The following is a 25,380-nucleotide window of genomic DNA, read 5'->3' as shown; positions in this document are numbered from 1 at the left end:
GGCCACGAGCTAGAGCGAGATTATTGATATGAGCCTGAATCCAAGAGACGTGGTGATTGTCGACTTCGGTCGCACGCCGATGGGCCGTTCCAAGGGTGGCATGCACCGCAACACCCGCGCCGAGGACATGTCGGCGCACCTGATCAGCAAGCTGCTGGAGCGCAACGACAAGGTCGATCCGAAAGAGGTCGAGGATGTGATCTGGGGCTGCGTCAACCAGACCCTGGAGCAGGGGTGGAACATCGCGCGCATGGCGTCGCTGATGACCCCGATCCCGCACACTTCCGCTGCGCAGACCGTCAGCCGCCTGTGCGGCTCGTCGATGAGTGCGCTGCACACCGCTGCCCAGGCGATCATGACCGGCAACGGCGATGTATTCGTGATCGGTGGTGTCGAGCATATGGGGCACGTCAGCATGATGCACGGCGTCGACCCGAACCCGCACCTGTCCTTGCACGCTGCCAAGGCTTCCGGGATGATGGGCCTGACTGCGGAGATGCTCGGCAAGATGCACGGCATCACCCGTGAGCAGCAGGACCTGTTCGGCCTGCGTTCGCACCAGTTGGCCCACAAGGCCACGGTCGAGGGCAAGTTCAAGGATGAGATCATCCCGATGCAGGGCTACGACGAGAACGGCTTCCTCAAGGTCTTTGACTACGACGAAACCATTCGCCCCGAGACCACCCTCGAGGGCCTCGCTGCGCTCAAGCCGGCGTTCAACCCCAAGGGTGGCACTGTCACCGCTGGCACCTCGTCGCAGATCACCGACGGTGCCTCGTGCATGATCGTCATGTCCGGCCAGCGTGCCATGGACCTCGGCATCCAGCCATTGGCCGTGATTCGTTCGATGGCAGTAGCCGGTGTGGATCCGGCGATCATGGGTTATGGGCCGGTGCCTTCGACTCAGAAAGCCCTCAAGCGTGCGGGTCTGACCATCGCCGACATCGATTTCTTCGAGCTCAACGAAGCCTTCGCCGCACAGGCCCTGCCAGTGCTGAAGGATCTGAAAGTGCTCGACAAGATGGATGAGAAGGTTAACCTGCACGGCGGCGCCATCGCCCTGGGTCACCCGTTCGGTTGCTCCGGTGCGCGGATTTCCGGCACTCTGCTCAACGTCATGAAGCAGAATGGCGGTACGCTGGGTGTTGCGACGATGTGTGTCGGCCTGGGTCAGGGTATCACCACTGTCTTCGAACGCGTCTGATCGCTTCGCAGGACAGCAGCCGGGGCCTTGTGCCCCGGTTTTTGTTTTTTACAGGATTTGTTCAAGAGGGTGGGCAGCATGCAGATACAACCAGGCGTATACCGGCATTACAAAGGGCCTGAGTACCGTGTCTTCAGCGTTGCGCGGCACTCGGAGAGCGAAGAGTGGATGGTGTTCTACCAATCCCTGTATGGTGACTATGGGTTTTGGGTGCGGCCACTTTCGATGTTCCAGGAGTCGGTCGAGGTTGACGGCGAGCAGGTGCCACGCTTTGCTTTGGTCAAGGCCGAAGAGGGGCTTGCGGCACTGGCCGGGAAGCCTCGCGAGTGAACGACCGCGCTTGACCTCACTCTTTTGCCACTATATATAGCGGTGCCGCGTCCGGCACCTGACGCGTTTTTCATCTTCAGATTCAGGAATACTCCGATCCATGGGCAAATCGCTGGTCATTGTGGAATCCCCGGCCAAGGCCAAGACCATCAACAAGTACCTGGGCAGCCAGTACGTGGTGAAGTCGAGTATCGGCCACATCCGAGACCTCCCCACCAGCGGTTCGGCCAGTACGGCCAAGGAACCGGCGGCCAAGCGCGGCAAGACCGCGAGTGAGGCTCCGGCGCTGACGCCGAAGGAGAAAGCCCGGCGCCAACTGGTGGCGCGCATGGGTGTCGACCCAGAGGCCGGCTGGAAGGCCAAGTACGAGATCCTTCCCGGCAAGGAGAAGGTGATCGACGAGTTGCGTCGTTTGGCCAAGGATGCCGACACCATCTATCTCGCAACCGACTTGGATCGCGAGGGGGAAGCCATTGCCTGGCACCTGCGCGAAGCCATCGGGGGAGACGACAGCCGCTACAAGCGCGTGGTGTTCAACGAAATCACCAAGAAGGCCATTCAGGAGGCGTTTTCGCAGCCTGGGGACCTGGATATCGCCCGGGTCAATGCCCAGCAGGCGCGGCGCTTCCTCGACCGCGTGGTGGGCTACATGGTTTCGCCGCTGCTTTGGTCCAAGATCGCCCGTGGCCTGTCCGCCGGCCGTGTGCAATCGGTGGCTGTGAAGCTGGTGGTCGAGCGGGAGCGCGAGATCCGTGCGTTCAATCCCGAAGAATACTGGGAGGTCCATGCTGACCTGGGCACGGCGAAGAACGCCAAGGTGCGCTTCGAAGTGGCGCGCGAGAACGGTGAAGCCTTCAAGCCGTTGAACGAAGCGCAGGCCATGGCGGCGCTGGAGAAGCTCAAGACTTCCAGCTACAGCGTGATCAAGCGTGAAGATCGCCCGACCAGCAGCAAGCCATCGGCGCCCTTCATCACCTCGACCTTGCAGCAGGCGGCAAGCAACCGCCTGGGCTTCGGGGTGAAGAAGACCATGATGATGGCCCAGCGTCTGTATGAAGCCGGCTACATCACATACATGCGTACCGACTCGACCAACCTGTCGACCGATGCCGTTGAAATGGCGCGCAGCTACATCGAAAGCGAGTTCGGCAAGCAGTACCTGCCGGCCGCTCCGGTCGTCTACGGCAGCAAGGAAGGCGCACAGGAGGCGCACGAAGCGATTCGTCCCTCCGACGTCAACACCCACCCGAGCAAGCTCAGTGGCATGGAGCGTGATGCCGAGCGCCTGTACGAGCTGATCTGGCGCCAGTTCCTGGCCTGCCAGATGCCACCGGCGCAGTACCTGTCCACGAGCGTCACCGTGGCGGCTGGCGATTTCGAGTTGCGTGCCAAGGGCCGTATTCTCAAGTTCGACGGTTACACCCGTGTGCTGCCACAACAGGCCAAGCCGGGCGAGGACGATGTGCTGCCGGAAATGGGGCAGGGCGAGACGCTCAAGTTGATCCAGCTCGACCCAAGCCAGCACTTCACCAAGCCGCCGGCGCGTTTCACCGAGGCGAGCCTGGTCAAGGAAATGGAAAAACGTGGTATTGGTCGTCCGTCGACCTATGCAGCCATCATTTCCACCATCCAGGACCGCGGCTATGTGACCCTGCACAACCGCCGCTTCTATTCCGAGAAGATGGGCGACATCGTGACCGAGCGCTTGTCCGAAAGCTTCTCCAACCTGATGGACTACGGCTTCACCGCCGGCATGGAAGAGAATCTCGATGACGTGGCCCAGGGCGAGCGTGACTGGAAAAACGTGCTCGACGAGTTCTACGGTGATTTCAGCAAGAAGCTGCAGACAGCAGAGTCCAGCGAAAACGGCATGCGAGCCAATCAGCCGACCTTGACCAACATTGCCTGCAAGGAATGCGGTCGGCCGATGATGATCCGCACCGCCTCGACCGGGGTGTTCCTGGGCTGCTCGGGTTACAGCCTGCCGCCCAAGGAGCGCTGCAAGGCCACCGTCAATCTGGTGCCGGGTGACGAGATCGCAGCTGACGACGAGGGTGAATCCGAGTCGCTGGTGCTGCGTGGCAAGCACCGCTGCCCGATCTGCTCGACGGCGATGGACGCCTACCTGCTCGACGAGAAGCACAAGCTGCATATCTGTGGTAATAACCCGGATTGCCCTGGCTACGAGATCGAAGAGGGTAGCTACCGCATCAAGGGCTACGAGGGGCCGAGCCTGGAATGCGACAAGTGCGGCAGCGAGATGCAGCTCAAGACTGGCCGTTTCGGCAAGTTCTTCGGTTGCACCAACCCGGCGTGCAAGAACACCCGCAAGTTGCTCAAGAGCGGCGAGGCTGCGCCACCGAAGATGGACAAGGTGGACATGCCGGAGCTCAAGTGCGAGAAGGTCGACGACACCTACGTGCTGCGTGACGGCGCTTCGGGGTTGTTCCTGGCGGCCAGCCAGTTCCCGAAAAATCGCGAGACCCGTGCGCCGCTGGTGCTGGAAATCATCCCGCACAAGCATGAGATCGATCCGAAGTATCACTTCCTCTGCGATGCACCGCAGAAGGATCCGGACGGTCGTCCGGCGGTGATTCGCTACAGCCGCAAGACCAAGGAGCAGTACGTGCAATCCGAGGTCGATGGCAAGCCGACAGGCTGGAAGGCGTTCTACGACGGCAAGGCGTGGAAGGTCGAAGACAAGCGCTGATTCGTCGGTGTTGCAATTGGGGCCGCTTTGCGGCCCCAATCATTTATGATGCAGCTATTCGCCTTGCTGCCCATGGGAGGTCATCCGAAATGGCCCAGGAACTCTATACCCGCACCAACCAGAAACTGTTCTTTGCAGGCCTGGCTCTTGAGTCCATGGCCAAGGCCGAGCAGAGCCAGGCCATGAATGCCCAGGGCCTGATCCAGGCTGAGCGTGAGGCGGCGGTGTTTCATTTGTATGGGGCGTTGCTCGGGCTGTGCCATGAAATTGCCGGCTTCTATCGTCTGCCGCAGGCGAACGCCGCGCGTGCAGAGCTGTTGCTTGACGATGAAACCCTGAAGACCGTCGCCATTCCGGAAATGGCCGAGATGCTTGAACTGGCACGCCAGCCGCAGACCTGGCTGGCGCAGTTGATCAAGTCTTATGCCGATTTGTTCCAACCACCGGTCGCGAAGAAAGTCGCCAAGACAGATGTCACCCAGCCGTTGATCCAGGCTGTCAATCTCGATGAAGTCGAGGAAATCGTGCTGTCTCGGGCGGAGTTGGAGCGCTGGCGGCAGGACCTAAAAGGGCTTGTAAGACGTTTCCGAGAAGCGTTGAGTGAGTGCTGACAGTCGGCGCGGCTGGTACACTACTCGCCTTTCGTGAACAGCAGGCCCTTTATGTCAACGTCCTTTCTAGAAATTGTCGAATTGCCTGATGGCCGGATCGAACTGCGCCGTGCCGAGGACGAGGGTTCGCTGGTTACCCTGGATTTCTCCGAAGATGCCAAGGCATTTCTTCAGGGGCAGCATGTAGAAGTGGCCAAAGCCATGCTCAGCGTTGGTGTGCAGATGGCAGGTAAGCTGGTCGAAGGTGACTTCGAGCGTGATGAGGGACCGCGGGTTCTGCACTGAACACGCCAGTTGGGCCATCACTGTAGTGCGTCACAGGCAAAGCCTGGACATCAGCCGAGGCGGATGTTCAGGCTTTGTGCGTTTCCGCAGGTGGCGGCACGAACGAGCTGCTGGCGGATGCTGGCATTGACGTTGCCGAACCAGCTGACCACCGTGTGGCTATGACCCAGACGTAGCGCTTCGCAGGCCAGTTGCAGGGCGCTCTGGTTGCTTCCGGGTTGCAGCAGCAGGATGCGTTCGCGATTCAGGCCGGCGTCACGCAGCCAGGTTTGTGTGAGACTCGCCGGCGGTGCGATCAGTGTCAGCCAGCGTGCGTCATCTTCTTCGCTCAGCTCGCGCAGGATAGGGGCCAACAGGCTCTGGCAGTGCCCTGGCGCGCCGCGCAGGGACAGTTCACTGAACAGTTCTGGTTGGCCGGGCTTGCGCGACTGCTCGCGACTTTTCAGGCCTGGCAGTACCGGCTGTGCGAGAAAGGCTTCGAACAATGGCAATTGTGCGGGCTGCGATAAATGGGCGGACTGCTGCATGACGCCTCCTGGATCAGCGGCGAATGACGCCGACGCTCAAGCCCTCGATCACCAGTTCCTGATCTTTCAGGTCGACTTCGATGGGGGCGAATTCGGGGTTTTCGGCAATCAGCCAGACCTTGCTGCCCTCGCGCTTGAAGCGCTTGACGGTCACTTCGTCACCGATGCGGGCGACCACGATCTGGCCGTTGCGGGCTTCGCGGCAGGTGTGCACGGCGAGCAGGTCGCCGTCGACGATGCCGATATCCTTCATGCTCATGCCGTGAACGCGCAATAGGTAGTCGGCGCGAGGATGGAAGAAGGCTGGATTGATATTGCAGGATTCCTCGATGTGCTGCTCGGCGAGGATCGGGGCACCTGCTGCAACACGGCCGATGATCGGCAGGCCGCTGTCGTCAGGCTTGGCTTCGAGACCAGGGATGCGAATGCCGCGGGAGGCGCCTGGTGTCATCTCGATGGCGCCCTTGCGCGCCAAGGCCTTGAGGTGCTCTTCGGCGGCATTGGGCGATTTGAACCCTAGCTCTTGTGCGATTTCTGCGCGGGTAGGCGGGAAGCCGTTGTCTTCAAGGCAACGTTTGATGAAGGCCAGGATCTCGGCTTGGCGTGGCGTCAGTTTCAGCATGGCGAGTGGCTCTGTCTTTTTATACAGTGACTGGGATTATATACAGTACAAGGCCTGCTGCAAGCACCACGCTTGAAGAAAATCGCCTCGGTCTTCCGAGCGTCGTGCCCAGCCCTTGATATTTGTGGCTTGCAGCTTGAGCCCCAGCGCTTTAAAAAGGGCGACCGTCGGGTCACCGAACCTTGACATGCGCGTGCTTGAAACGTATGTTTCAAACAACTGTTTGTCAGGCGGATAAGTCATGGCCCAATCGGAAACCGTTGAACGCATTCTCGATGCTGCCGAGCAGCTGTTCGCGGAAAGAGGTTTCGCGGAAACTTCGTTGCGTTTGATCACCAGCAAGGCCGGGGTCAACCTGGCGGCGGTGAACTACCATTTCGGCTCCAAAAAGGCGCTTATCCAGGCGGTCTTCTCGCGCTTCCTCGGTCCGTTCTGTGCCAGCCTGGAGCGTGAGCTCGAGCGCCGTCAGGCGCGCCCCGAGCAGAAGCCGACGCTCGAAGAACTGCTGGAGATGCTGGTGGAGCAGGCCTTGGCCGTGCAGCCGCGCAGCAACAACGACCTCTCGATCTTCATGCGCCTGCTGGGCTTGGCCTTCAGTCAGAGTCAGGGCCACCTGCGCCGCTATCTTGAAGACATGTACGGCAAGGTGTTCAGGCGCTACATGCTGTTGGTCAACGAAGCGGCGCCGCGTATTCCCCCCATCGAGTTGTTCTGGCGCGTGCATTTCATGCTGGGTGCCGCGGCGTTCAGCATGTCCGGTATCAAGGCGCTGCGCGCCATCGCTGAAACCGATTTCGGCATCAACACTTCGATCGAGCAGGTCATGCGTCTGATGGTGCCGTTCCTCGCCGCCGGCATGCGTGCCGATAGCGGGGTAACCGACGAGGCCATGGCGGCCGCGCAACTGCGGCCACGCAGCAAGAGCGCAGTCACCGGCGCGCCAGCCAAGGCCTGAACACTGGGCGGGGCAGGGCGCTTCGGCTAAGCTAGCGCCCATGCCCGACCTTGATTTCCTGCACATCTCCCTCGCTGACCAACGCCTTTACGGATTTTTCCGGGGGACGTTGTGCGTGCGCCTGGACGTTTCCACTGCGCGTCTGGGGGCGGGTGAACTCAATGGTTCTGGCTGCACGCCGCGTGGCCTGCATCAGGTCAGGGCGAAGATCGGCGCTGGATTGCCGCAAGGGGCTGTGCTCAGCAGCCGACGCTGGACCGGTGAAGTCTGGTCGCCCGCCTTGCACGCGCAATCTCCAGGCCGTGACTGGATCCTCACCCGCATCCTCTGGCTCAGTGGCTGTGAGCCAGGCGTCAACCGCCTGGGACGGGTCGATACCTTTCGTCGCTACATTTATCTGCACGGCACGCCGGACAGCGAACCGCTGGGCGTGCCGTTGTCCCACGGCTGCGTGCGCCTGCGCAACCGCGAGCTTTTGGACCTGTTCGAGCGCGTGCCGGTCCATTGCCCAGTGCGCATAAGCGAGGCTGCCTGCCCGCAATGGGCCTCTCTGGATATTCAATGAAGGACACCCTATGACTGCCAGCCTGCAAGGCTCCCTGATGGTGGATATCGCCGGTCAATGGTTGACCGCCGAGGATCGTCACCTCCTGCGCCAGCCCGAAGTGGCCGGTCTGATCATCTTTGCCCGTAACATCGACAGCCCACGCCAGGTGCGCGAGCTGTGCGCCTCGATCCGTGCTATTCGTCCTGACCTGATCCTGGCGGTCGATCAGGAAGGTGGTCGGGTCCAGCGTCTGCGTCAGGGCTTCGTGCGTTTGCCGGCCATGCGTGCCATTGCCGACAATGCCAACGCTGATTACCTGGCCGAACAATGCGGTTGGCTGATGGCCACCGAAGTTCTGGCGGTCGGCCTGGACCTGAGTTTCGCACCGGTACTGGACCTTGATCACCAGCGCAGCGCGGTCGTTGGCAGCCGTGCCTTCGAAGGGGATCCGCAGCGTGCCACGCAACTGGCCGGTGCCTTCATTCGTGGCATGAACACGGCTGGCATGGCGGCTTGCGGCAAGCACTTCCCTGGGCATGGCTGGGCGGAAGCCGATTCGCACGTGGCGATCCCCACCGATGAGCGCAGCCTGGAGCAGCTACGCCAGGCTGATCTGGTACCGTTCACTCGTCTCAGCGGCCAACTGGCAGCGGTGATGCCGGCGCATGTGATCTATCCGCAGATCGACAACCAGCCGGCGGGCTTCTCGCGGCGCTGGCTGCAGGACATCCTGCGCGGCGAGCTGGGCTTTGAGGGGGTGATCTTCAGTGACGACTTGTCCATGGCTGGCGCGCATGTGGTGGGCGATGCCGCCAGTCGCATCGAGGCAGCGCTGAGTGCCGGTTGCGACATGGGGCTGGTGTGCAATGACCGAGCTGCGGCGGAACTCGCGCTGAGTGCGGCGCAGCGCTTGAAGGTGCGGCCGTCGCCGCGCATCGCCGGAATGCGTGGGCAAGGCTTCGCACGCACCGACTATCGCCAGCAGCCGCGCTGGCTTGAGGCGCTGGGGGCGTTGAAGGACGCGCAGCTGGTGGATTGACCGCGGTGTTCCCTTCGCGGGCAAGTCGGGACGCGAAGGGGACGCCCCGGATTCAGCGCCCTCGCTTGCCCGGCAGCGGGGCGAACAGTGCCTCGATTTCTTCATCCCCCAGCCGCCACTGACCGGCCTGCCCGCCATCGAGCAGACCGGCCGCCAAGGCGGCTTTCTCTTGCTGCAACTGCTGGATCTTCTCTTCCACCGTGCCGCGGGTGATCAGCTTGTAGACGAACACTGGCTTGTCCTGGCCGATACGGTACGCGCGGTCGGTGGCCTGGTTCTCGCTGGCCGGGTTCCACCAGGGGTCGTAGTGAATCACCGTATCGGCAGCGGTCAGGTTCAGGCCTGTACCACCGGCCTTGAGGCTGATCAGGAACACTTCGCTGTCGCCGTTCTGGAACTGTTGAACCGGCGCGCGGCGATCGCGGGTGTCGCCGGTCAGCAGGCTGTAGCGAATGTCGCGCTTTTCCAGTTCCTGCTCGATCAGTGCGAGCATCGAAGTGAACTGGGAGAACAGCAGCACTCGGCGACCTTCGCTGAGCAGTTCCTCGAGCATTTCCATCAAGCTGCCCAGCTTGCCCTTGTCGGCTTGATTGCCCTTGGCTTCCACACCCTTGACCAGACGCAGGTCACAGCACACCTGGCGCAGCTTGAGCAAGGCATCGAGGATGACGATCTGGCTGCGTGAGGCGCCATTGCGGGCGATTTCATCGCGCACCTTCTTGTCCATGGCCACGCGCACCGTTTCGTAGGTGTCGCGCTGTGCATCGCTGAGGTCCACCCAGTGAACCATCTCGCTCTTGGCCGGCAGCTCTCGGGCCACCTGCTCCTTGCTGCGGCGCAGCAGGAAAGGGCGTACTCGGCTGGCCAGGTGGGCCAGCCGCTCGCGGTCGCCATGACGTTCGATGGGGGTGCGGTAATCCTGGTTGAAGCGTTTCTGATCGCCCAGCCAGCCGGGCATCAGGAAGTGGAAGATCGACCATAGCTCACCCAGGTTGTTCTCCATGGGTGTGCCTGTCAGGCAAAGGCGCTGGTTGGCCTGCAGCTCCCGGGCGGCCTGGGCGGCCTTGCTGGTACTGCTCTTGATGTTCTGTGCTTCGTCCAGCACCAGCACGTGCCAGGGTTGGGCCTGCAATGGCTCGAGGTCGCGTGGCAGCAGGGCGTATGTGGTCAGGATCAGGTCGTATTCGTGCAGTGCACCAAAGAACCGGGTGCGTCCGGGGCCGTGCAGGGCCAGAACGCGCAGATTGGGTGCGAAGCGCTGTGCTTCGTCCAGCCAGTTGGGCACAAGGCTGGTGGGCATCACTGCCAGGGCTGGATGGTTCAGGCGCCCGGCTTCTTTTTCCAGCAGCAGATGGGCAAGGGTCTGCAGGGTCTTGCCCAGACCCATGTCGTCGCCGAGGATGCCACCGGTGCCCATCTCGCGCAGGGCTTGCAGCCAGTTCAGGCCCTGCTGCTGGTAGGGGCGCAAGGTCGCGGCCAGCCCCCTGGGTGGCTCGACCTCCAGGTCACGCGCATCGCGCAGGCGCCGGCCGAGATCGCGCAGTTGTTCGCCACCTTCCCATTGCAGGGGCAGGTGCTCGATATCGTTCAGGCGTGCCGCATCGGCGCGCTCCATGCGCAACGTCGGCCCGCTGGCATCCTCGTGCAGATACAGCTCGCCGAGGGTGCCCATCACTGCCTTGATCCGGCCGTAGGGCAGGGCGACCCGCATGGCCGGGCTGTCCAGGCGACCACGGTTGAGGTCGATCAACAGGTGTTCATCGTCGCCGCGCCGCGCAAGTTCGCTGGGGCGCAGCAGTTCGGGGCTGCTGCGCAGCAACTGCAGGACGATCGGCAGCAGGCTGTGGCGCTGGCCGTCGACGACGATGCCCAGTTCCAGATCGAACCATTCGTGGCCGGGGGCTTCCTGAATGTTGGCGTACCAGTCTTCCACGTCGTGAAGGTTGAAGGCGAAGTCACGGTGGACGTCCACCTTCCAGCCTGCCTCGCGCAGTCGCAGCAGGTCTTCGCGGGCGAAGCGCAGCCAGGTCTCGTCGTCGGGCAGTTGGAACATTTCGCCGGCGCTGTCGGGCAGGGCCTTGCTCTGACGTGTGGCAGGCTTGAAACCGAGCTTGTGCAGGGTGTCGCGCAGGCGCTTTTCATGCTGTGGCTGGCGGCGAATATGCTGGCTGGTACTGTCCACCAGGCGGCTCAGCGGCTTGTCTTCGGGGCCGCTGGCGCGCAGCCCGTCGTAGTCGAACGACAGCGCCGCGCGATGCTGCATCTGGCGCTGCATGCGTCCGGTCTTGGGCGTGTAGGCGCTGAATTCCAGGCTGCCAAGGGTGAGGTGTGGTGTGGGCTCGATGTTGTCGAGCAGTTCCTGCTTGACCGTTGTCGGGGTCGGCAGTTGGTGGTTCAGGGCGTTGAGCTTGTGGCTGAGTGGCACGATCAGGTGTTCCGGTACATCGGGTGCGAGCGAGAGCTGGATGGCGGTGTGCGGGTCGAGACTGTGGGCGACGGTACCGACTTCTCTGGTCATGACGTCGAAGTAAAACAACGGCACCAGCGGCAGGACGCAGAGCAGCGGTTTGTCGGCGTTGTACCACATGCCGCGGTATTCGCCGCTGTCCAGGCGCACCCAGCGAAATTCCGCCTGGCGCTCCTGGCCGCGGCGCAGCAGCGGCAACTCGTCCATGTACATCAGGCGTCCGGTTTCCAGCACCCGTTGCAGTAGCTCGCCGCCTTCCTGGCCTTTTAGCACGTAGCCGCGCTCCTGGCCGTAGGGGGCGTTCTGTGCGGACAACTGGCGCAGGATGCGCAGGTCTTCTTCCTTGACGAACTTGGGCGGCTCGTAGAGCAGTTCATACAGCGATTGCACCCGGCTGTAGCGTATGTCGCCATCGGTGCGAGTGCCCTTGCGCACGCGCAGGGCGCAACCTTGATCGCCCAGCAGCATGAGCTGGTAGCAAACCATGCGGCCGCGTTTGTCTTCGTCAGGCTGGCGTGGGGTGGCGCGTTGCTCGAGGCCCTGCAGCCAGTGTTGCAGGTGGTGCGGCAGGTGATCGCTGGCCGCCGGTTGTGCCGCATGGCGGTGGGCTAGCGTGTAGAGCACGGCGGCGCAGTGCTTGCAGTTCTCGCCGACCGGGCAGGTGCACTGGCCGCGAACATGACAGTGTCCGGCGGAGTTGAAGGTGATGGTGATCCGCTGACGATAACGGTTGTCGCCGTTGCCGCTGCAGGTTGCCTCGATGCGTGCGTCGCCGTGGGAGAGAATCTCTACCCTGCCTTGCTCGGCATAGCGCTCACCGCGCTGCAGAGCGCCGGCGTCGAATTCGCGCTTCCAGCTCGGGTTTTCCGCAACCTGCTTCTGCACGTCACTCACGTGTCACTGCTCCATCATCTCCGGGTCCATCGTTGGCAGCTTGCGCATGCCAGCCGGTGCGACCCTGATCAGCAGCGCCAGGTGGCCCCCGTCGAGGAAGGTCAGCTGGCCGTTTTTCACGTTGCTGTTGCTTTGCTTGAATTGCTCGCTGCGCAGCACGCTGCCATTGCCGTCCAGGTCGTTGACCCAGAAGTTGGCCTCGATGCGGATGAAGCGGCCCTCGGCGATGCTCAGGTTGCCCTCGATGGGGAAGTGCCCGAACTGCTCGTCACCGGCGCCCACGGCGATGCGGCTGGGCTCGCTGCCCACCTGCTGCTGCCAAGCCTTGTGCAGCAGCACAGTGTAGTCGGCAGTGGCTTGCAGGCGGGTGGCTTCGTCGACCAGTGCCGGTGGGCGTTCGGCATCCTTGGCCAGGCGTGGGGCGCCGGCGCTCCAGTTCTCGGGGGTGAACGGGCTGGTCACGGCAGGCACTGCATTCTGCCGCAGGAGGAGGATTTCCACCTGATAAGGGCCTTCGGCGAAGGCCGTCACTGGCGCGATGAGCGACAGCAACAAGGTCAGGCAACGAATGGCACGCATGGAGCTTCCTTAATTTGACTGTGGGGCCAGGCGCTCGAACAGCGCCTCGAGGGTGTTGAAGCGTTCTTCCGGGCGTTCCATCGGCACCAGGAAGCGGAACTGGGTCGCGCCTTCGAACTTGTAGCGCTTGGGCTGGCCCTGGATCAGCTTGATCAGGGTCAGTGGATCGACCGGCGTTTCGGCCTCGAACTCGAGCTTGCCGCCATTGGGGCCGGCATCGACCTTCTTGATGCCAAGCTTCTCGGCCTGCAGCTTGAGCAGCGTCAGGCGCATGAGGTTCTTGGTCGGCTCGGGCAGCAGGCCGAAGCGGTCGATCATCTCCACCTGCAGGTCCTTGAGGCCTTCCTCGTCGGCCGCCGAAGCGATGCGTTTGTACAGGATCAGGCGGGCGTGCACATCGGGCAGGTAGTCCTCGGGGATCAGCGCCGGCAGGCGCAGGTTGATCTCCGGGCCGCCGCCCAGTGGTTGCTCGAGATTGGGTTGGGTGCCCTTGCGGATCGCCTTGACCGCACGTTCGAGCATCTCCATGTAGAGGGTGAAACCCACTGCCTGGATCTGCCCGCTCTGGCCTTCGCCGAGCAACTCGCCGGCGCCGCGGATCTCCAGGTCGTTGGTGGCCAGCACGAAGCCTGCGCCCAGGTCCTGGGTGTTGGCGATCGCCTCCAGGCGTTTCTCGGCATCGCCGCTGATCTGTTGGCGTGGCGGGGTGAGCAGGTAGGCGTAGGCCTGGTGGTGGCTGCGTCCGACCCGGCCGCGCAATTGGTGCAACTGGGCCAGGCCGAACTTGTCGGCACGTTCGATGACGATGGTGTTGGCACTGGGCACGTCGATGCCGGTCTCGATGATGGTCGAGGCAATCAGCACGTTGAAGCGCTTGTGGTAGAAGTCGCTCATCACCTGTTCGAGCTCGCGCTCGCGCATCTGCCCGTGGCCAATGCCAATGCGCGCTTCGGGCACCAGCTCGGCGAGATCGGCGGCGCATTTCTCGATGGTCTTCACGTCGTTGTGCAGGTAATAGACCTGGCCGCCACGCAGCAGCTCGCGCAGCAGTGCTTCCTTGACCGTGCTCTTGTTCTGCTCCATGACGAAGGTGCGCACCGACAGGCGTCGAGCCGGCGGGGTGGCGATGATCGACAGGTCGCGCATGCCGGCCACGGCCATGTTAAGGGTGCGCGGGATTGGCGTGGCGGTGAGGGTGAGGATGTCCACCTCGCTGCGTAGCGCCTTGAGCTGTTCTTTCTGGCGTACGCCGAAACGGTGCTCTTCGTCGATGATCGCCAGGCCCAGGTCCTTGAAGCGCACATCGTCCTGCAGCAGCTTGTGGGTGCCGATGAGGATGTCGATCTTGCCTTCGGCAAGGTCTGCGGCGGCGGCGGCCACTTCCTTGGCGGACTTGAAGCGGCTCATCACCTCGACCGTCACGGGCCAGTCGGCAAAGCGATCGCGGAAGCTGTTGTAGTGCTGCTGGGCGAGCAGGGTGGTAGGTACCAGGACCGCGACCTGGCGGCCGCTGTGCACCGCGATGAAGGCTGCGCGCATGGCCACTTCGGTCTTGCCGAAGCCGACATCGCCACACACCAGTCGATCCATGGGCTTGGCGGCGAGCATGTCGAGGCGCACGGCCTCGATGGCAGCCTGCTGGTCGGGCGTCTCTTCGAAGGGGAAGCCGGCGCTGAAGGTGGCGTAGTCGGCGGCCGGGTCGGCGAAGGCGTAGCCCTTGCGCGCAGCACGGCGGGCATAGATGTCGAGCAGCTCGGCGGCCACGTCGCGCACCTGTTCGGCGGCCTTGCGCTTGGCTTTCTGCCAGGCTTCGGAGCCGAGTCGGTGCAGCGGCGCCAGGGCGTCGTCGCTGCCGGTGTAGCGGGCGATCAGGTGCAGGTTGGCCACCGGCACATAGAGCTTGGCGCCCTCGGCGTATTCCAGGGTGAGGAACTCGGCGGCCTGGCCGTCGATCTCCAGGGTGGCCAGGCCCAGGTAGCGGCCCACGCCGTGATCGATGTGCACCACAGGGGCGCCTTCGCGCAGCTCGGTGAGGTTCTTGATGACTGCATCGTTGGCCGCTTCGCCGCGCTTGTCGCGACGTCGGCGCTGCATCACGCGCTGGCCGAACAGCGGGCTTTCGGCCACAAGGGCCAGGCTCGGGTCATCCAGCAGCAGGCCGTCATCGAGCGGGGCGATGGTGATCGCCAGGCGCTCGCTGCCCGTGATGAAGTCGGCCCAGCCTTCGACGGTGTGCGGGCGCAGCTTCAGGCGTTCGAGCAGCTCCAGCAGCACTTCGCGGCGGCCTGCCGATTCGGCGGTGAACAGCACCCGGCCGGGGAACTGGTCGAGAAAGTTCGACAGCTCTGCCAGCGGTTGGTTGGCCTTGGCCTCGATGGCCAGGTTGGGCAAGGCGCGCGCCGGGAAGCGCTCGCGGCCTGCGCCCTGTTCGAGTTCGTCGGCGCTGACCACAACGCGCGGCCATTGCTTGAGGCGGGCGAAGCAGTCCTCGACCGGCATGAACAGCTCGGCCGGTGGCAGCAAGGGGCGGCTGAGGTCGCCGCGGCGCTCTTCGTAGCGCCCGCGTACGTCGTTCCAGAAGTGTTCGGCGGCCTGCTCGACGCCCGGCAGGGAAAATACCTGGGTGTCTTCCGGCAGGTAGTCGAAGAGTGTCGCGGTCTCTTCGAAGAACAGCGGCAGGTAGTATTCGATGCCGGCCGGAATGATGCCGCTGGTCAGGTCCTGGAAGATCGCGCTGCGCCGGAAGTCGACGTCGAAGCGCTCTCGGAAGCGGGCTTTGAAGCGTGTCACCTCATCCTTGTGCATGGGGAATTCGCGGGCCGGCAGCAGGCGGATCGAGTCGACCTTGTCGATCGAGCGCTGGGTCTCCGGGTCGAAGGTGCGCAGGGTTTCGATCTCGTCGTCGAACAGGTCGATGCGATACGGCGCCTTGCTGCCCATGGGGAACAAATCGATCAGCGCGCCGCGCACGGCGAATTCACCATGCTCGTAGACCGTGTCGACGCAGCGGTAGCCGCTGGCTTCCAGGCGGGTGCGCATCTGCTCGACGTCGATCTTCTGGCCCACGTCCAGCACCAGGCTGCTGCCCAGCAGGAAGCGGGTCGGGGCCAAGCGGTGCAGGGCGGTGGTGATCGGCACCACGAGAATGCCGTGGTCCAGCTGTGGCAGTCGGTAGAGGCTGGCAATGCGCTGGGAGATGATGTCCTGGTGCGGCGAGAACAGGTCGTAGGGCAGGGTTTCCCAGTCTGGGAACGGCAGCACCGGAAGCTGCGGGTCGAAGAAACGCAGCTCCTGTTCCAGGCGATCGGCGGCCTGGCTATCGGCAGTCAGCAGCAGGGTGAAGCGCCCGGCGCTGCTGGCGGCCTCGGCGATGGCGAGACTGAGGGCGGCACCTGGCAGGTTGCCCCAGGTTTGTTTGCCGGCCGTGGCCGACAGTTGCGGAAGGCGCAGAACTGACACGGAAGATCCGACTCCAAGCGTTGCGGCAAAGAGGTCAAGTGTACCGGCGACGCTGCTCGCTGTCAGGCTCGAAAGGGCATGACGGCTGGCTTTGCGGGTAGCGACAGGCGCTCATTGCCCGATACGCATCGGGGCGTCATAATGTAGCCCCTTTTTTCTGTCCCTACATGTGGAAGGTTCCCGTGACTCAGAAGCCCGACCAGTGTCTTGGTGAGTGGATCGATCGTGAAGCCCTGGCTGAAGCGATGATCCCGCTTATCGGTCAGCTCTACCGCAACAACAACGTGGTGAGCTCGATCTATGGCCGCAGCCTGATCAACCGTTCGGTTATCTCGATCCTCAAAGCCCATCGCTTTGCACGTCACCGTCAGACCGACGAGACCGAACTGTCCGTACACGAGACATTCCCCCTGCTCAAAGCCATGAGCGAGCTGAAACTGGGCGCCGCTTCGGTCGACCTGGGCAAGCTGGCTAACAAGTTCAAGCAGGAAGGCAACGGTCGCACTGCGGAGCAGTTCGTCCGTGAAGAGCTGGCTGAGGTGGTTGGCCAGCAGAACGCTTCGGCGCGCAAGGGCACCGACGTCGTCCTGTACGGCTTCGGCCGCATCGGCCGCCTGCTGGCGCGCATCCTGATCGAGAAGACCGGTGGTGGCGACGGCCTGCGCCTGCGCGCCATCGTCGTGCGCAAGGGCGCCGAAAACGACCTGGTCAAGCGCGCCAGCCTGCTGCGCCGCGACTCGGTTCACGGCCCGTTCGACGGCACTATCACCATCGATGAAGCCAACAACACCATCACTGCCAACGGCAACCTGATCCAGGTCATCTACGCCAAGAGCCCGAGCGAAGTCGACTACACCCAGTACGGCATCGACAACGCACTGATCGTCGACAACACCGGCGTCTGGCGCGATGCCGACGGCCTGGGCCAGCACCTGGCCTGCCCGGGCGCTGCCCGTGTCATCCTCACCGCACCTGGCAAGGGCGCGCTGAAGAACATCGTGCACGGCATCAACCATGGCGATATCGCTGCCGATGACAAGATCATCTCCGCGGCATCCTGCACCACCAACGCCATCGTGCCGGTGCTCAAGGCCATCAACGATCAGTACGGCATCGTCAACGGCCACGTCGAAACCGTTCACTCGTTCACCAACGACCAGAACCTGATCGACAACTTCCACAAGGGCAGCCGTCGCGGTCGTGCCGCGCCGCTGAACATGGTCATCACCGAAACCGGCGCCGCCACTGCCGCTGCCAAGGCACTGCCAGTGCTCAAGGGCAAGCTGACCGGCAACGCCATTCGCGTACCGACGCCGAACGTGTCGATGGCCATCCTGAACCTGAACCTGGAAAAGGCGACCAACCGCGAGGAGCTCAACGAGTACCTGCGCCAGACCGCCATGCACTCGGAGCTGCACAAGCAGATCGACTACGTCAGCTCTCAGGAAGTGGTTTCGACCGACTTCGTCGGCTCGCGCCACGCCGGTGTGGTCGATGCCGAAGCGACCATCTGCAACGATAATCGTGTTGTCCTGTACGTCTGGTACGACAACGAATTCGGTTACAGCTGCCAGGTCGTTCGCGTGATGGAAGAGATGGCCGGTGTGAACCCGCCAGCGTTTCCACGCTGATAGGCTTGTAAGGCCATGAAAAAACGGGAACCTTCGGGTTCCCGTTTTTTTATGTCGTGTCTGTGCCGGCACTGCCACGGTAAACGCTGGTCCCACGGTAGACGCGGCACAGGCAACCGAGAGTCTGAATCTTGCGCAAAGCCTTACTGTTTATCCTGATGCTGCTATCGGCCTGTGACCAGCAACCCACGCTGGAGCGCCTGGGCGGTCCGACCATGGGCAGCAGCTACAGCATCCAGTATGTTCGCAACCCCGGCGGCCCGGCGCCGGACCAGGTGCGCGAAGCTGTCGAAACCATCCTGCACGGTATCGACGCGTATTACTCCACCTACCGTGACGACTCTGTCGTCAGTCGCTTCAACCAGTTGCCGGCCAATCAATGCCTGACCATCCCGCAGGACATGCTCGAGCTGGTCACCTTCGGCCAGCACCTGGCGGATGTGAGCGAGGGGGCTTTCGACCTCAGTGTCGAGCCACTGCTCAACCTGTGGGGCTTCGGCCCGCAGGCGCGTCAGGAGCAGGTGCCCGATCCTCAGGCCCTGGCCTTGGCCCGTCAGCGCGTAGGTTATCGTCACCTGCACATCGATGGCGATCGCCTGTGCAAGGATGTCGCGCTGGAGCTGGACTTCAACAGCATCGCTGCCGGTCACGCCGTTGACCTGATCGCCGAGCGCCTGCGGGCGATGGGTGTCGACAGCTTTGTCGCCGAAGCCACCGGGGAGTTGCAGGCCGCAGGCCGCAAGCCTGATGGCAGCCCCTGGCGCATTGCATTGGAACTGCCGCGCGAGGATCGCCAGATCGCCCGCCAGGTAATTGCCATCGATGGCCTGTCGGTGTCGACCTCGGGTGACTACCGCAACTATTTCGAGGACAATGGCCGGCGCTATTCGCACACCTTCGATGCCCGTCTGGGGCGTCCGGTCGCCCACGGTCTGGCTGCAGTCACCGTGCTTGACAGCTCGGCACTGATCGCTGACGGTTACTCGACGTTGCTGCTGATTCTCGGGCCCGAGCGCGGCTGGGATTTTGCTGTGGCCCACGGCATCGCTGCCGTACTGGTGACCCGGGTCGAGGGTGGTTTCGTCTCCCGTTCCACACCCGGTTTCCAGCGGGTGTTGAAAGGCGGGTGAAAGGCAGGGCACGGATGATCGCGGCCAGGGAAGCGGCGAAATGACATGTAGTGCAGGCAAAGATGGCCTACGACGCGACCAAGGGTTAATGTGCGCGGCGTTCACGCTTGATTAGACTGCACCCGAATTTTTTCATGGCGCCCCGGCGACATGATGAGCCCCGCGGCCAGCCGGCCGGCGGGCCAGTTCTGAAGGAGTACGCATGGCTGTCTACAACTACGACGTAGTGGTGCTGGGTTCCGGCCCAGCCGGAGAAGGCGCGGCAATGAACGCCGCCAAAGCGGGGCGCAAGGTCGCGATGGTCGACAGCCGTCGCCAGGTCGGCGGCAACTGCACCCACTTGGGCACCATTCCGTCCAAGGCACTGCGTCACTCGGTGCGGCAGATCATGCAGTTCAACACCAACCCGATGTTCCGTGCCATTGGTGAGCCGCGCTGGTTCTCCTTCCCTGACGTGCTCAAGAGCGCCGAGAAGGTGATTTCCAAGCAGGTTGCCTCGCGCACCGGCTACTACGCGCGCAACCGCGTCGACGTGTTCGTCGGCACCGGCAGCTTCGCCGATGAGCAGACCGTCGAAGTGGTCTGCCCCAACGGCGTGGTCGAGAAGCTCAACGCCAAGCACATCATCATCGCCACCGGCTCGCGTCCTTATCGCCCGGCCGACATCGACTTCCACCACCCGCGCGTCTACGACAGCGACACCATCCTCAGCCTGAGCCACACGCCGCGCAAGCTGATCGTCTATGGTGCCGGGGTGATCGGTTGCGAATACGCCTCGATCTTCAGTGGCCTGGGTGTGCTGGTCGAATTGGTCGACAACCGTGGTCAACTGCTGAGCTTCCTGGATTCGGAAATCTCCCAGGCGCTGAGCTACCACTTCAGCAACAACAACATCACCGTACGCCATAACGAGGAGTACGAGCGTGTCGAGGGGCTGGACAACGGGGTGATCCTGCACCTGAAGTCGGGCAAGAAGATCAAGGCCGACGCCTTGCTGTGGTGCAACGGCCGTACCGGCAACACCGACAAGCTGGGCCTTGAGAACATCGGCATCAAGGTCAACAGCCGCGGCCAGATCGAGGTCGACGAGAACTACAGCACCAGTGTGCCGAACATCTATGGTGCCGGTGACGTGATCGGTTGGCCGAGCCTGGCCAGCGCCGCCCACGACCAGGGCCGTTCGGCGGCCGGCAGCATCGTCGACAACGGCAGCTGGCGCTTCGTCAACGACGTGCCGACCGGTATCTACACCATTCCGGAGATCAGTTCGATCGGCAAGAACGAGCAGGAGCTGACCCAGGCCAAGGTGCCGTATGAAGTGGGCAAGGCGTTCTTCAAGAGCATGGCCCGTGCGCAGATCGCCGGCGAGCCTCAGGGCATGCTGAAGATCCTGTTCCACCGCGAAACTCTGGAAATCCTTGGCGTGCATTGCTTCGGCTACCAGGCTTCGGAGATTGTCCACATCGGCCAGGCGATCATGAACCAGCCGGGTGAGCTGAACAATCTCAAGTACTTCGTCAACACCACCTTCAACTACCCGACCATGGCCGAAGCCTATCGGGTAGCTGCCTACGACGGTCTGAACCGGCTTTTTTGAGCGGCTCCGACCGGTGGCCTGAGCCGGTCGGGGAGACCGATTTCAGCCCTACCCGAGGGTGGTCTTGGCCAAACCGGGAAAGTCTGTAATCAGGCTGTCCACGCCAAAATCGGCGAGTCGGCGCATCAGCGCCGGCTCGTTGACCGTCCACACCGACACATGCAAACCCTGCTTCTGCGCCTTGAGCAGGCGTTCGGGGGTGCACAGCGTCCAGTTCAGCGCGAGCATCTCGCAGCCGTAGTTCTGTGCCACTTTCAGTGGGTCGAGCCAGGCGTATTCGGCAACCAGCCCACGCGCGATGTCGGGCACCAGTTCCTGCGCTGCTCCCAGCACTTCCCGCGAGCTCGAGGTGATGGTCACCTTGTCGAGCAGGCCGTATTGTTGTGCCAGCTCGCGAATGGCCAGCACCGTGCTTGCTGCGCGGGTGCGCGAAGCACTCTTGACCTCCAGCTGCCAGTGGGCAAAGGCGCACTTCTCGAACAGTTCTTCAAGGCGCGGGATAGGGCAGGGCTGCACATGTCCGGGGCCGCCCTTGCGCGCGTCGTAGGTAACCAGGTCCGCTGCCGGGTGTTCGACGACCTTGCCGCGTCGGCCGGTGGTGCGCTTGAGGGTCGGGTCATGGATCACCATCAGCTCGTTGTCGGCCGACAGGTGCAGGTCCAGCTCGCAACGGTCGACGCCGTGCGAAAGGCACTGGCGGAAGCTGGTCAGGGTGTTCTCGGGCGCTTCGCCCTTGGCGCCGCGATGGCCGTAGATCAGGGTCACGTTCGTTCCTTCAGGTCTAAAGGGAAAAGGCTCAGGATGCCGGGTCGTCGTGTTCGAGTTGCTGGCGCCGCTGTTGTTGCTGACGCTGCAGGATATAGCGGGCCAGGAGCTGGCGCTGGGCATCGGTCATGTCGATGAATTCGGTGCCAACCTCGAAGTCGCCTTCGGGACGTGGGTCGCAGTGGGTGACGCGGCCACGCAGCAGCAGGCCGTGGGCGCGAGGCATCAGTACCATCTTCACCTTTACCCGGGTGCCGGGCGCGATCTGCTGCGCCTGGGCGAATTCGACACCGCCTTCGGAGATGATCACCCGCTGCGGCTGGCCGATCTCGCCGATCAGCGTTTGTGCGACCACCGCGCTGAGCAGGTCGAGGCGTTTGTTCTGGGCGCGCAGGAAGGCGGCCAGGGTGCGGTCCTTGTCGCTGAGCTGGCGCAACAGGTGCTGGGATTCGAAGTCCGACAGGTGCAGCTCGCTGAGCAGGTTGAACAGTGGTGAATCATCCTGCAACAGTTCTGGTTCAAGGGCTTCGGCCGCGCTCAGGGGGCTGATTTCCAGTGCGATCCTGTCTTCGATGCGGTAGTATTCCCGGCGATCTTCTTCGTCTAATGTCGTCATGGCGAACCCATGGTTGCGGCGGTGGTCCGAGTGTAAAGCCGCCGTAGGCGCCTCGCCACCAGGACGTTCCCTTTCATCCGAACAAGCCCCGACATGTTCAGACCTCTCTTCGTATTCATCGGTACGCGTTACACCCGTGCCAAGCGACGCAACCATTTCGTCTCGTTCATTTCCCTGACCTCGATGATCGGCCTCGCCCTGGGCGTGGTGGTGATGATCGTGGTGCTGTCGGTGATGAATGGCTTCGATCACGAGATGCGCACCCGCGTCCTTGGCATGGTCCCCCACGCCACCATCGAGGGCGACCAGCCCATCGGCGACTGGCAGGCCCTTGCTCAACAAGTAAAGCAGAATCCGCACGTGCAGGCGGTCGCGCCCTTCACGCAGATGCAGGGGCTGCTTACCCATGACGGCAAGGTGCAGAAGATGCTGCTCAACGGCATCCAGCCGGACCGCGAGCGCGAGGTGTCGATCATCGACAACTTCCTGCAGCAGGGCAGCCTCGACCAACTGGCGCCCGGCGAGTGGGGCATCCTCATCGGTGACAAGGCCGCCACCAAGCTGGGCGTCAAGGTCGGTGACAAGGTCACCTTCGTCGCCCCCGAGGTGAGCATCACCCCGGCCGGGATGTTCCCGCGCATGAAGCGCTTTACCGTGGTCGGCACCTTTCACGTCGGCGCTGGCGAGATCGATGGCTTCCTGGGCCTGACCAACCTCTCCGACCTTTCGCGCCTGCACCGCTGGAAGGCCGACCAGGTGCAAGGCCTGCGCCTGAAGTTCGACGACCTGTTCAAGGCTCCGCGCGAGGCCTGGAGCATCGTCCAGCAGTTGGGCGAGCACCAGTATTACGCCCGCGACTGGACCCGCACCCAGGGCAACCTGTACCAGGCGATTCGCATGGAGAAGTCGATCATCGGCCTGCTCCTGCTGCTGATCGTCGCGGTGGCCGCGTTCAACATCATTTCCACCCTGGTGATGGTGGTCAATGACAAGCGCGGCGACATCGCCATCCTGCGTACGCTTGGCGCCACGCCCCGGCAGATCATGGCGATCTTCATGGTCCAAGGCACGGTGATCGGCGTGGTCGGCACGCTGATCGGCGCAGTGGTCGGGATCATCGCCGCGCTCAACGTCAGTGCGGCGATCGCGGGTGTCGAGACCTTGATCGGGCACAAGTTCCTCAATGCCGATGTGTACTTCATCGATTACCTGCCGTCGCAGATCATCGCCCAGGACGTGTGGATGGTCTGCGGTGCGGCGCTGGTCCTGAGTTTCCTCGCCACCCTGTATCCGGCCTGGCGTGCCGCGCGCACCCAGCCTGCAGAGGCGCTACGTTATGAGTGAGTCGCGCATGAGTGATAAAGCCGTACTGAGTTGCCGCAACCTGGGCAAGTCCTATGACGAGGGGCCGGAGTCGGTGCAGGTGCTGTCGGGCCTGAGCCTGGAACTGCACCCAGGGGAGCGGGTGGCCATCGTCGGCAGCTCCGGCTCGGGCAAGAGCACGCTGCTCAACCTGCTGGGCGGCCTCGACACGCCAACCCAGGGCAGCGTCTGGCTGGCCGGGGAGGAGCTTTCGGCGCTTGGCGAACGTGATCGCGGCTTGCTGCGCAACCGCGCCCTGGGCTTCGTCTACCAGTTCCACCACCTGCTGGCAGAATTCACGGCCCTGGAAAACGTCTGCATGCCGCTGCTGATCGGTCGTACACCTATCCCGGAAGCACGTCAGCGCGCTGAGGCGCTGCTCAAGCGTGTAGGCCTCAGCCATCGCCTGAATCACAAGCCTGCCGAACTGTCTGGCGGCGAGCGCCAGCGCGTGGCGATTGCCCGTGCGTTGGTCAACCAGCCGGGCCTGGTGATGCTCGACGAGCCCACCGGCAACCTTGATCACCATACCGCTCTGGGTATCCAGGAGCTGATGCAGGAACTGTCGACGGCGTCGCGCACGGCGTTCCTGGTGGTGACCCACGACCTGAGCCTGGCACGCAAGATGGACCGTGTGCTGAGCCTGGAAGACGGTCGTCTGATCTCGATCTGATTGCATGGGGCCGCCTGCGCGGCCCCAATCTACTGTTCAACTGGGTGTTCGCGTACATGTTCAGACCCTTGCCCTTGTTCATCGGTGCCCGTTACACCCGTGCCAAGCGCCGCAATCACTTCATCTCGTTCATCTCCATGACCTCGATGATCGGCCTCTCTTTGGGCGTGCTGGCGATGATCGTGGTGTTGTCGGTGATGAACGGTTTCCAGCGTGAAATGAGCTCCCGCGTGCTGGGGTTGGTGCCGCATGCCAGCATTCTTGGCGTACAGCCGCTGGATAACTGGCAGCGTGTTGCCGAGGCCGCGCTGAAGAACCCGGCGGTGATCGCCGCGGCGCCCCTGACGGAAATGGAAGGCATGCTCTCCTACAAGGGCGCGATGCAGCCGATCCAGGTCAGCGGTATCGATCCGGCGCAGGAGGGCAAGGTCTCCATTGTCGGCCAGCATATCGTTCAGGGTGCCCTGCAAGCGTTGCAGCCCGGTGAGTATGGCGTGGTGCTCGGGGAGCTGACGGCGCGCCGTTTTCGCCTGAACACCGGCGACAAGGTCACCCTGATCGTGCCGGAAGTGAGCAGTGCGCCCGGTGGTATTACCCCACGCATGCAGCGCCTGACCGTGGTCGGCATCTTCAAGGTCGGCGCCGAGCTGGACGGTTCGCAGGCCTACATCCACATGGCCGACGCCGGCGAGATGCAACGCTGGGCACCGGGCCAGGTGCAGGGCGTACGCCTGAAGCTGCACGACCTGTACGCTGCGCCGCAGGTGTCCAAGGCGATCGCTTCGGCCCTGGGCGATGCCTTCCGCGCCGATGACTGGTCGCACACCCAGGGCAGCCTGTTCAGCGCGATGAAGATGGAAAAGACCATGATCGGTCTGCTGTTGCTGATGATCATTGCCGTGGCGGCGTTCAACATCATCGCCACCCTGGTGATGGTGGTGAACGACAAGGGTGCCGACATCGCGATTCTACGCACCATCGGCGCGACGCCGGCGCAGATCATGGGGACCTTCATGGTCCAGGGCAGCCTGATCGGTATCGTCGGCACCCTGATTGGCGGGGTGTTGGGCGTGATCGGTGCGCTCAATGTCAGCGCCATCGTCGGTTGGCTGGAACGCACCAGCGGCCAGCATATCTTCACCTCCGACATGTACTTCATCAGCAGCCTGCCATCGCAGTTGCAGTGGGGTGATGTCGCGATCATCTGTATCGCCGGCCTGGTGATGAGTTTCCTGGCCACGTTGTATCCGGCGTATCGCGCATCGCAGATCGAGCCTGCGATGGCATTGCGTTACGAGTGACGTCGTGGTCTGCGCATGAAGGTGGGCGCGATCCCTGCGCTGGCGCGAGCGTAAACGAAGCCCGCGCCAGCCGTTG

General features: G+C 63.0%; 21 protein-coding genes. 14 read left to right on the top strand and 7 right to left on the bottom strand.

Annotated elements, in window-relative coordinates:
* Nucleotides 1-28 precede the first annotated feature (28 nt).
* From fadA to F6X62_RS20480, 5 genes are all read left to right on the top strand, one after another.
* Nucleotides 29-1,204 (top strand): acetyl-CoA C-acyltransferase FadA, encoded by a 1,176-nt coding sequence (fadA, locus tag F6X62_RS20500; protein ID WP_054894450.1) that lies wholly within the window; start codon nucleotides 29-31, stop codon nucleotides 1,202-1,204.
* A gap of 78 nt (nucleotides 1,205-1,282) precedes the next feature.
* On the top strand, nucleotides 1,283-1,534 hold the full coding sequence (locus tag F6X62_RS20495) for a DUF1653 domain-containing protein (protein ID WP_153774551.1): 252 nt from the start codon (nucleotides 1,283-1,285) through the stop codon (nucleotides 1,532-1,534).
* A 100-nt stretch (nucleotides 1,535-1,634) separates the two neighbouring features.
* The gene (topA, locus tag F6X62_RS20490; protein WP_112898835.1) at nucleotides 1,635-4,244 is read left to right on the top strand and encodes a type I DNA topoisomerase; all 2,610 of its coding nucleotides are present in this window, start codon (nucleotides 1,635-1,637) and stop codon (nucleotides 4,242-4,244) included.
* Between the two features lie 89 nt (nucleotides 4,245-4,333).
* The gene (locus F6X62_RS20485; protein ID WP_153774550.1) at nucleotides 4,334-4,855 is read left to right on the top strand and encodes a DUF6586 family protein; all 522 of its coding nucleotides are present in this window, start codon (nucleotides 4,334-4,336) and stop codon (nucleotides 4,853-4,855) included.
* Nucleotides 4,856-4,906: 51 nt separating this feature from the next.
* Nucleotides 4,907-5,140, top strand: coding sequence for a hypothetical protein (locus F6X62_RS20480; RefSeq protein ID WP_011534820.1), 234 nt, complete (start codon nucleotides 4,907-4,909; stop codon nucleotides 5,138-5,140).
* 50 nt (nucleotides 5,141-5,190) lie between these two features.
* Here the strand turns inward: F6X62_RS20480 and sulA are convergent, their stop codons facing one another.
* Both sulA and lexA read right to left on the bottom strand, forming a co-directional pair.
* Nucleotides 5,191-5,667, bottom strand: a complete 477-nt coding sequence (gene sulA, locus F6X62_RS20475; protein ID WP_054894446.1) for an SOS-induced cell division inhibitor SulA — start codon at nucleotides 5,665-5,667, stop codon at nucleotides 5,191-5,193.
* Nucleotides 5,668-5,680: 13 nt separating this feature from the next.
* A complete protein-coding gene (lexA, locus tag F6X62_RS20470; protein ID WP_054894445.1) occupies nucleotides 5,681-6,289 on the bottom strand; it encodes a transcriptional repressor LexA in 609 nt (202 codons plus the stop codon).
* Between the two features lie 241 nt (nucleotides 6,290-6,530).
* Here lexA and F6X62_RS20465 point away from each other — a divergent pair, with 241 nt between their 5' ends.
* From F6X62_RS20465 to nagZ, 3 genes are read left to right on the top strand one after another with little or no spacing between them, the layout of a single operon-like run.
* Nucleotides 6,531-7,244, top strand: coding sequence for a TetR/AcrR family transcriptional regulator (locus F6X62_RS20465; RefSeq protein WP_153774549.1), 714 nt, complete (start codon nucleotides 6,531-6,533; stop codon nucleotides 7,242-7,244).
* A gap of 40 nt (nucleotides 7,245-7,284) precedes the next feature.
* Complete coding sequence (locus F6X62_RS20460; RefSeq protein ID WP_153774548.1) at nucleotides 7,285-7,809, top strand: L,D-transpeptidase; 525 nt, start codon at nucleotides 7,285-7,287, stop codon at nucleotides 7,807-7,809.
* A 22-nt stretch (nucleotides 7,810-7,831) separates the two neighbouring features.
* Nucleotides 7,832-8,830: a beta-N-acetylhexosaminidase gene (gene nagZ, locus F6X62_RS20455; protein WP_178117574.1), complete on the top strand. Its 999-nt coding sequence runs from the start codon at nucleotides 7,832-7,834 to the stop codon at nucleotides 8,828-8,830.
* 52 nt (nucleotides 8,831-8,882) lie between these two features.
* On the opposite strand, the gene F6X62_RS20450 is transcribed toward nagZ, so the two are convergent.
* The 3 genes from F6X62_RS20450 to mfd form a co-directional block, all read right to left on the bottom strand.
* Nucleotides 8,883-11,783, bottom strand: a complete 2,901-nt coding sequence (locus F6X62_RS20450) for a DEAD/DEAH box helicase (RefSeq protein WP_371926323.1) — start codon at nucleotides 11,781-11,783, stop codon at nucleotides 8,883-8,885.
* 411 nt (nucleotides 11,784-12,194) lie between these two features.
* Nucleotides 12,195-12,770: a CsiV family protein gene (locus tag F6X62_RS20445; protein ID WP_153774545.1), complete on the bottom strand. Its 576-nt coding sequence runs from the start codon at nucleotides 12,768-12,770 to the stop codon at nucleotides 12,195-12,197.
* A gap of 9 nt (nucleotides 12,771-12,779) precedes the next feature.
* The gene (mfd, locus tag F6X62_RS20440; RefSeq protein ID WP_153774544.1) at nucleotides 12,780-16,229 is read right to left on the bottom strand and encodes a transcription-repair coupling factor; all 3,450 of its coding nucleotides are present in this window, start codon (nucleotides 16,227-16,229) and stop codon (nucleotides 12,780-12,782) included.
* Nucleotides 16,230-16,396: 167 nt separating this feature from the next.
* On the opposite strand from mfd, the gene F6X62_RS20435 reads away from it, so the two are divergent.
* The 3 genes from F6X62_RS20435 (at nucleotide 16,397) to sthA (ending at nucleotide 20,587) form a co-directional block, all read left to right on the top strand.
* On the top strand, nucleotides 16,397-17,860 hold the full coding sequence (locus F6X62_RS20435) for a glyceraldehyde-3-phosphate dehydrogenase (RefSeq protein ID WP_054894439.1): 1,464 nt from the start codon (nucleotides 16,397-16,399) through the stop codon (nucleotides 17,858-17,860).
* A gap of 131 nt (nucleotides 17,861-17,991) precedes the next feature.
* On the top strand, nucleotides 17,992-18,990 hold the full coding sequence (locus F6X62_RS20430) for an FAD:protein FMN transferase (RefSeq protein WP_153774543.1): 999 nt from the start codon (nucleotides 17,992-17,994) through the stop codon (nucleotides 18,988-18,990).
* Between the two features lie 202 nt (nucleotides 18,991-19,192).
* On the top strand, nucleotides 19,193-20,587 hold the full coding sequence (gene sthA / locus F6X62_RS20425) for a Si-specific NAD(P)(+) transhydrogenase (protein WP_054894437.1): 1,395 nt from the start codon (nucleotides 19,193-19,195) through the stop codon (nucleotides 20,585-20,587).
* A 48-nt stretch (nucleotides 20,588-20,635) separates the two neighbouring features.
* Here the strand turns inward: sthA and F6X62_RS20420 are convergent, their stop codons facing one another.
* Both F6X62_RS20420 and F6X62_RS20415 read right to left on the bottom strand, forming a co-directional pair.
* Nucleotides 20,636-21,352 carry a glycerophosphodiester phosphodiesterase gene (locus tag F6X62_RS20420; RefSeq protein WP_153774542.1) on the bottom strand — a complete coding sequence of 239 codons (717 nt, stop codon included), beginning with the start codon at nucleotides 21,350-21,352 and terminating at the stop codon, nucleotides 20,636-20,638.
* A 31-nt stretch (nucleotides 21,353-21,383) separates the two neighbouring features.
* Complete coding sequence (locus F6X62_RS20415; RefSeq protein ID WP_153774541.1) at nucleotides 21,384-21,968, bottom strand: PilZ domain-containing protein; 585 nt, start codon at nucleotides 21,966-21,968, stop codon at nucleotides 21,384-21,386.
* Between the two features lie 93 nt (nucleotides 21,969-22,061).
* Here F6X62_RS20415 and F6X62_RS20410 point away from each other — a divergent pair, with 93 nt between their 5' ends.
* Genes F6X62_RS20410 through F6X62_RS20400 form a run of 3 tightly spaced genes read left to right on the top strand, consistent with a single transcriptional unit; the run spans nucleotide 22,062 to nucleotide 25,304 of the window.
* On the top strand, nucleotides 22,062-23,312 hold the full coding sequence (locus F6X62_RS20410) for a lipoprotein-releasing ABC transporter permease subunit (RefSeq protein ID WP_054894434.1): 1,251 nt from the start codon (nucleotides 22,062-22,064) through the stop codon (nucleotides 23,310-23,312).
* A 7-nt stretch (nucleotides 23,313-23,319) separates the two neighbouring features.
* Entirely contained in the window at nucleotides 23,320-24,003 is a 684-nt protein-coding gene (gene lolD, locus F6X62_RS20405; protein WP_172964760.1) for a lipoprotein-releasing ABC transporter ATP-binding protein LolD, read from the top strand.
* A gap of 56 nt (nucleotides 24,004-24,059) precedes the next feature.
* Nucleotides 24,060-25,304 carry a lipoprotein-releasing ABC transporter permease subunit gene (locus tag F6X62_RS20400; protein ID WP_153774540.1) on the top strand — a complete coding sequence of 415 codons (1,245 nt, stop codon included), beginning with the start codon at nucleotides 24,060-24,062 and terminating at the stop codon, nucleotides 25,302-25,304.
* Nucleotides 25,305-25,380: the final 76 nt, after the last annotated feature.

Origin of the sequence: Pseudomonas sp. MNR3A, assembly GCF_009650575.1 — a bacterium.
GTDB classification, from domain to species: domain Bacteria; phylum Pseudomonadota; class Gammaproteobacteria; order Pseudomonadales; family Pseudomonadaceae; genus Aquipseudomonas; species Aquipseudomonas machongensis.
This window is presented reverse-complemented; position numbering and strand designations above follow the sequence as displayed.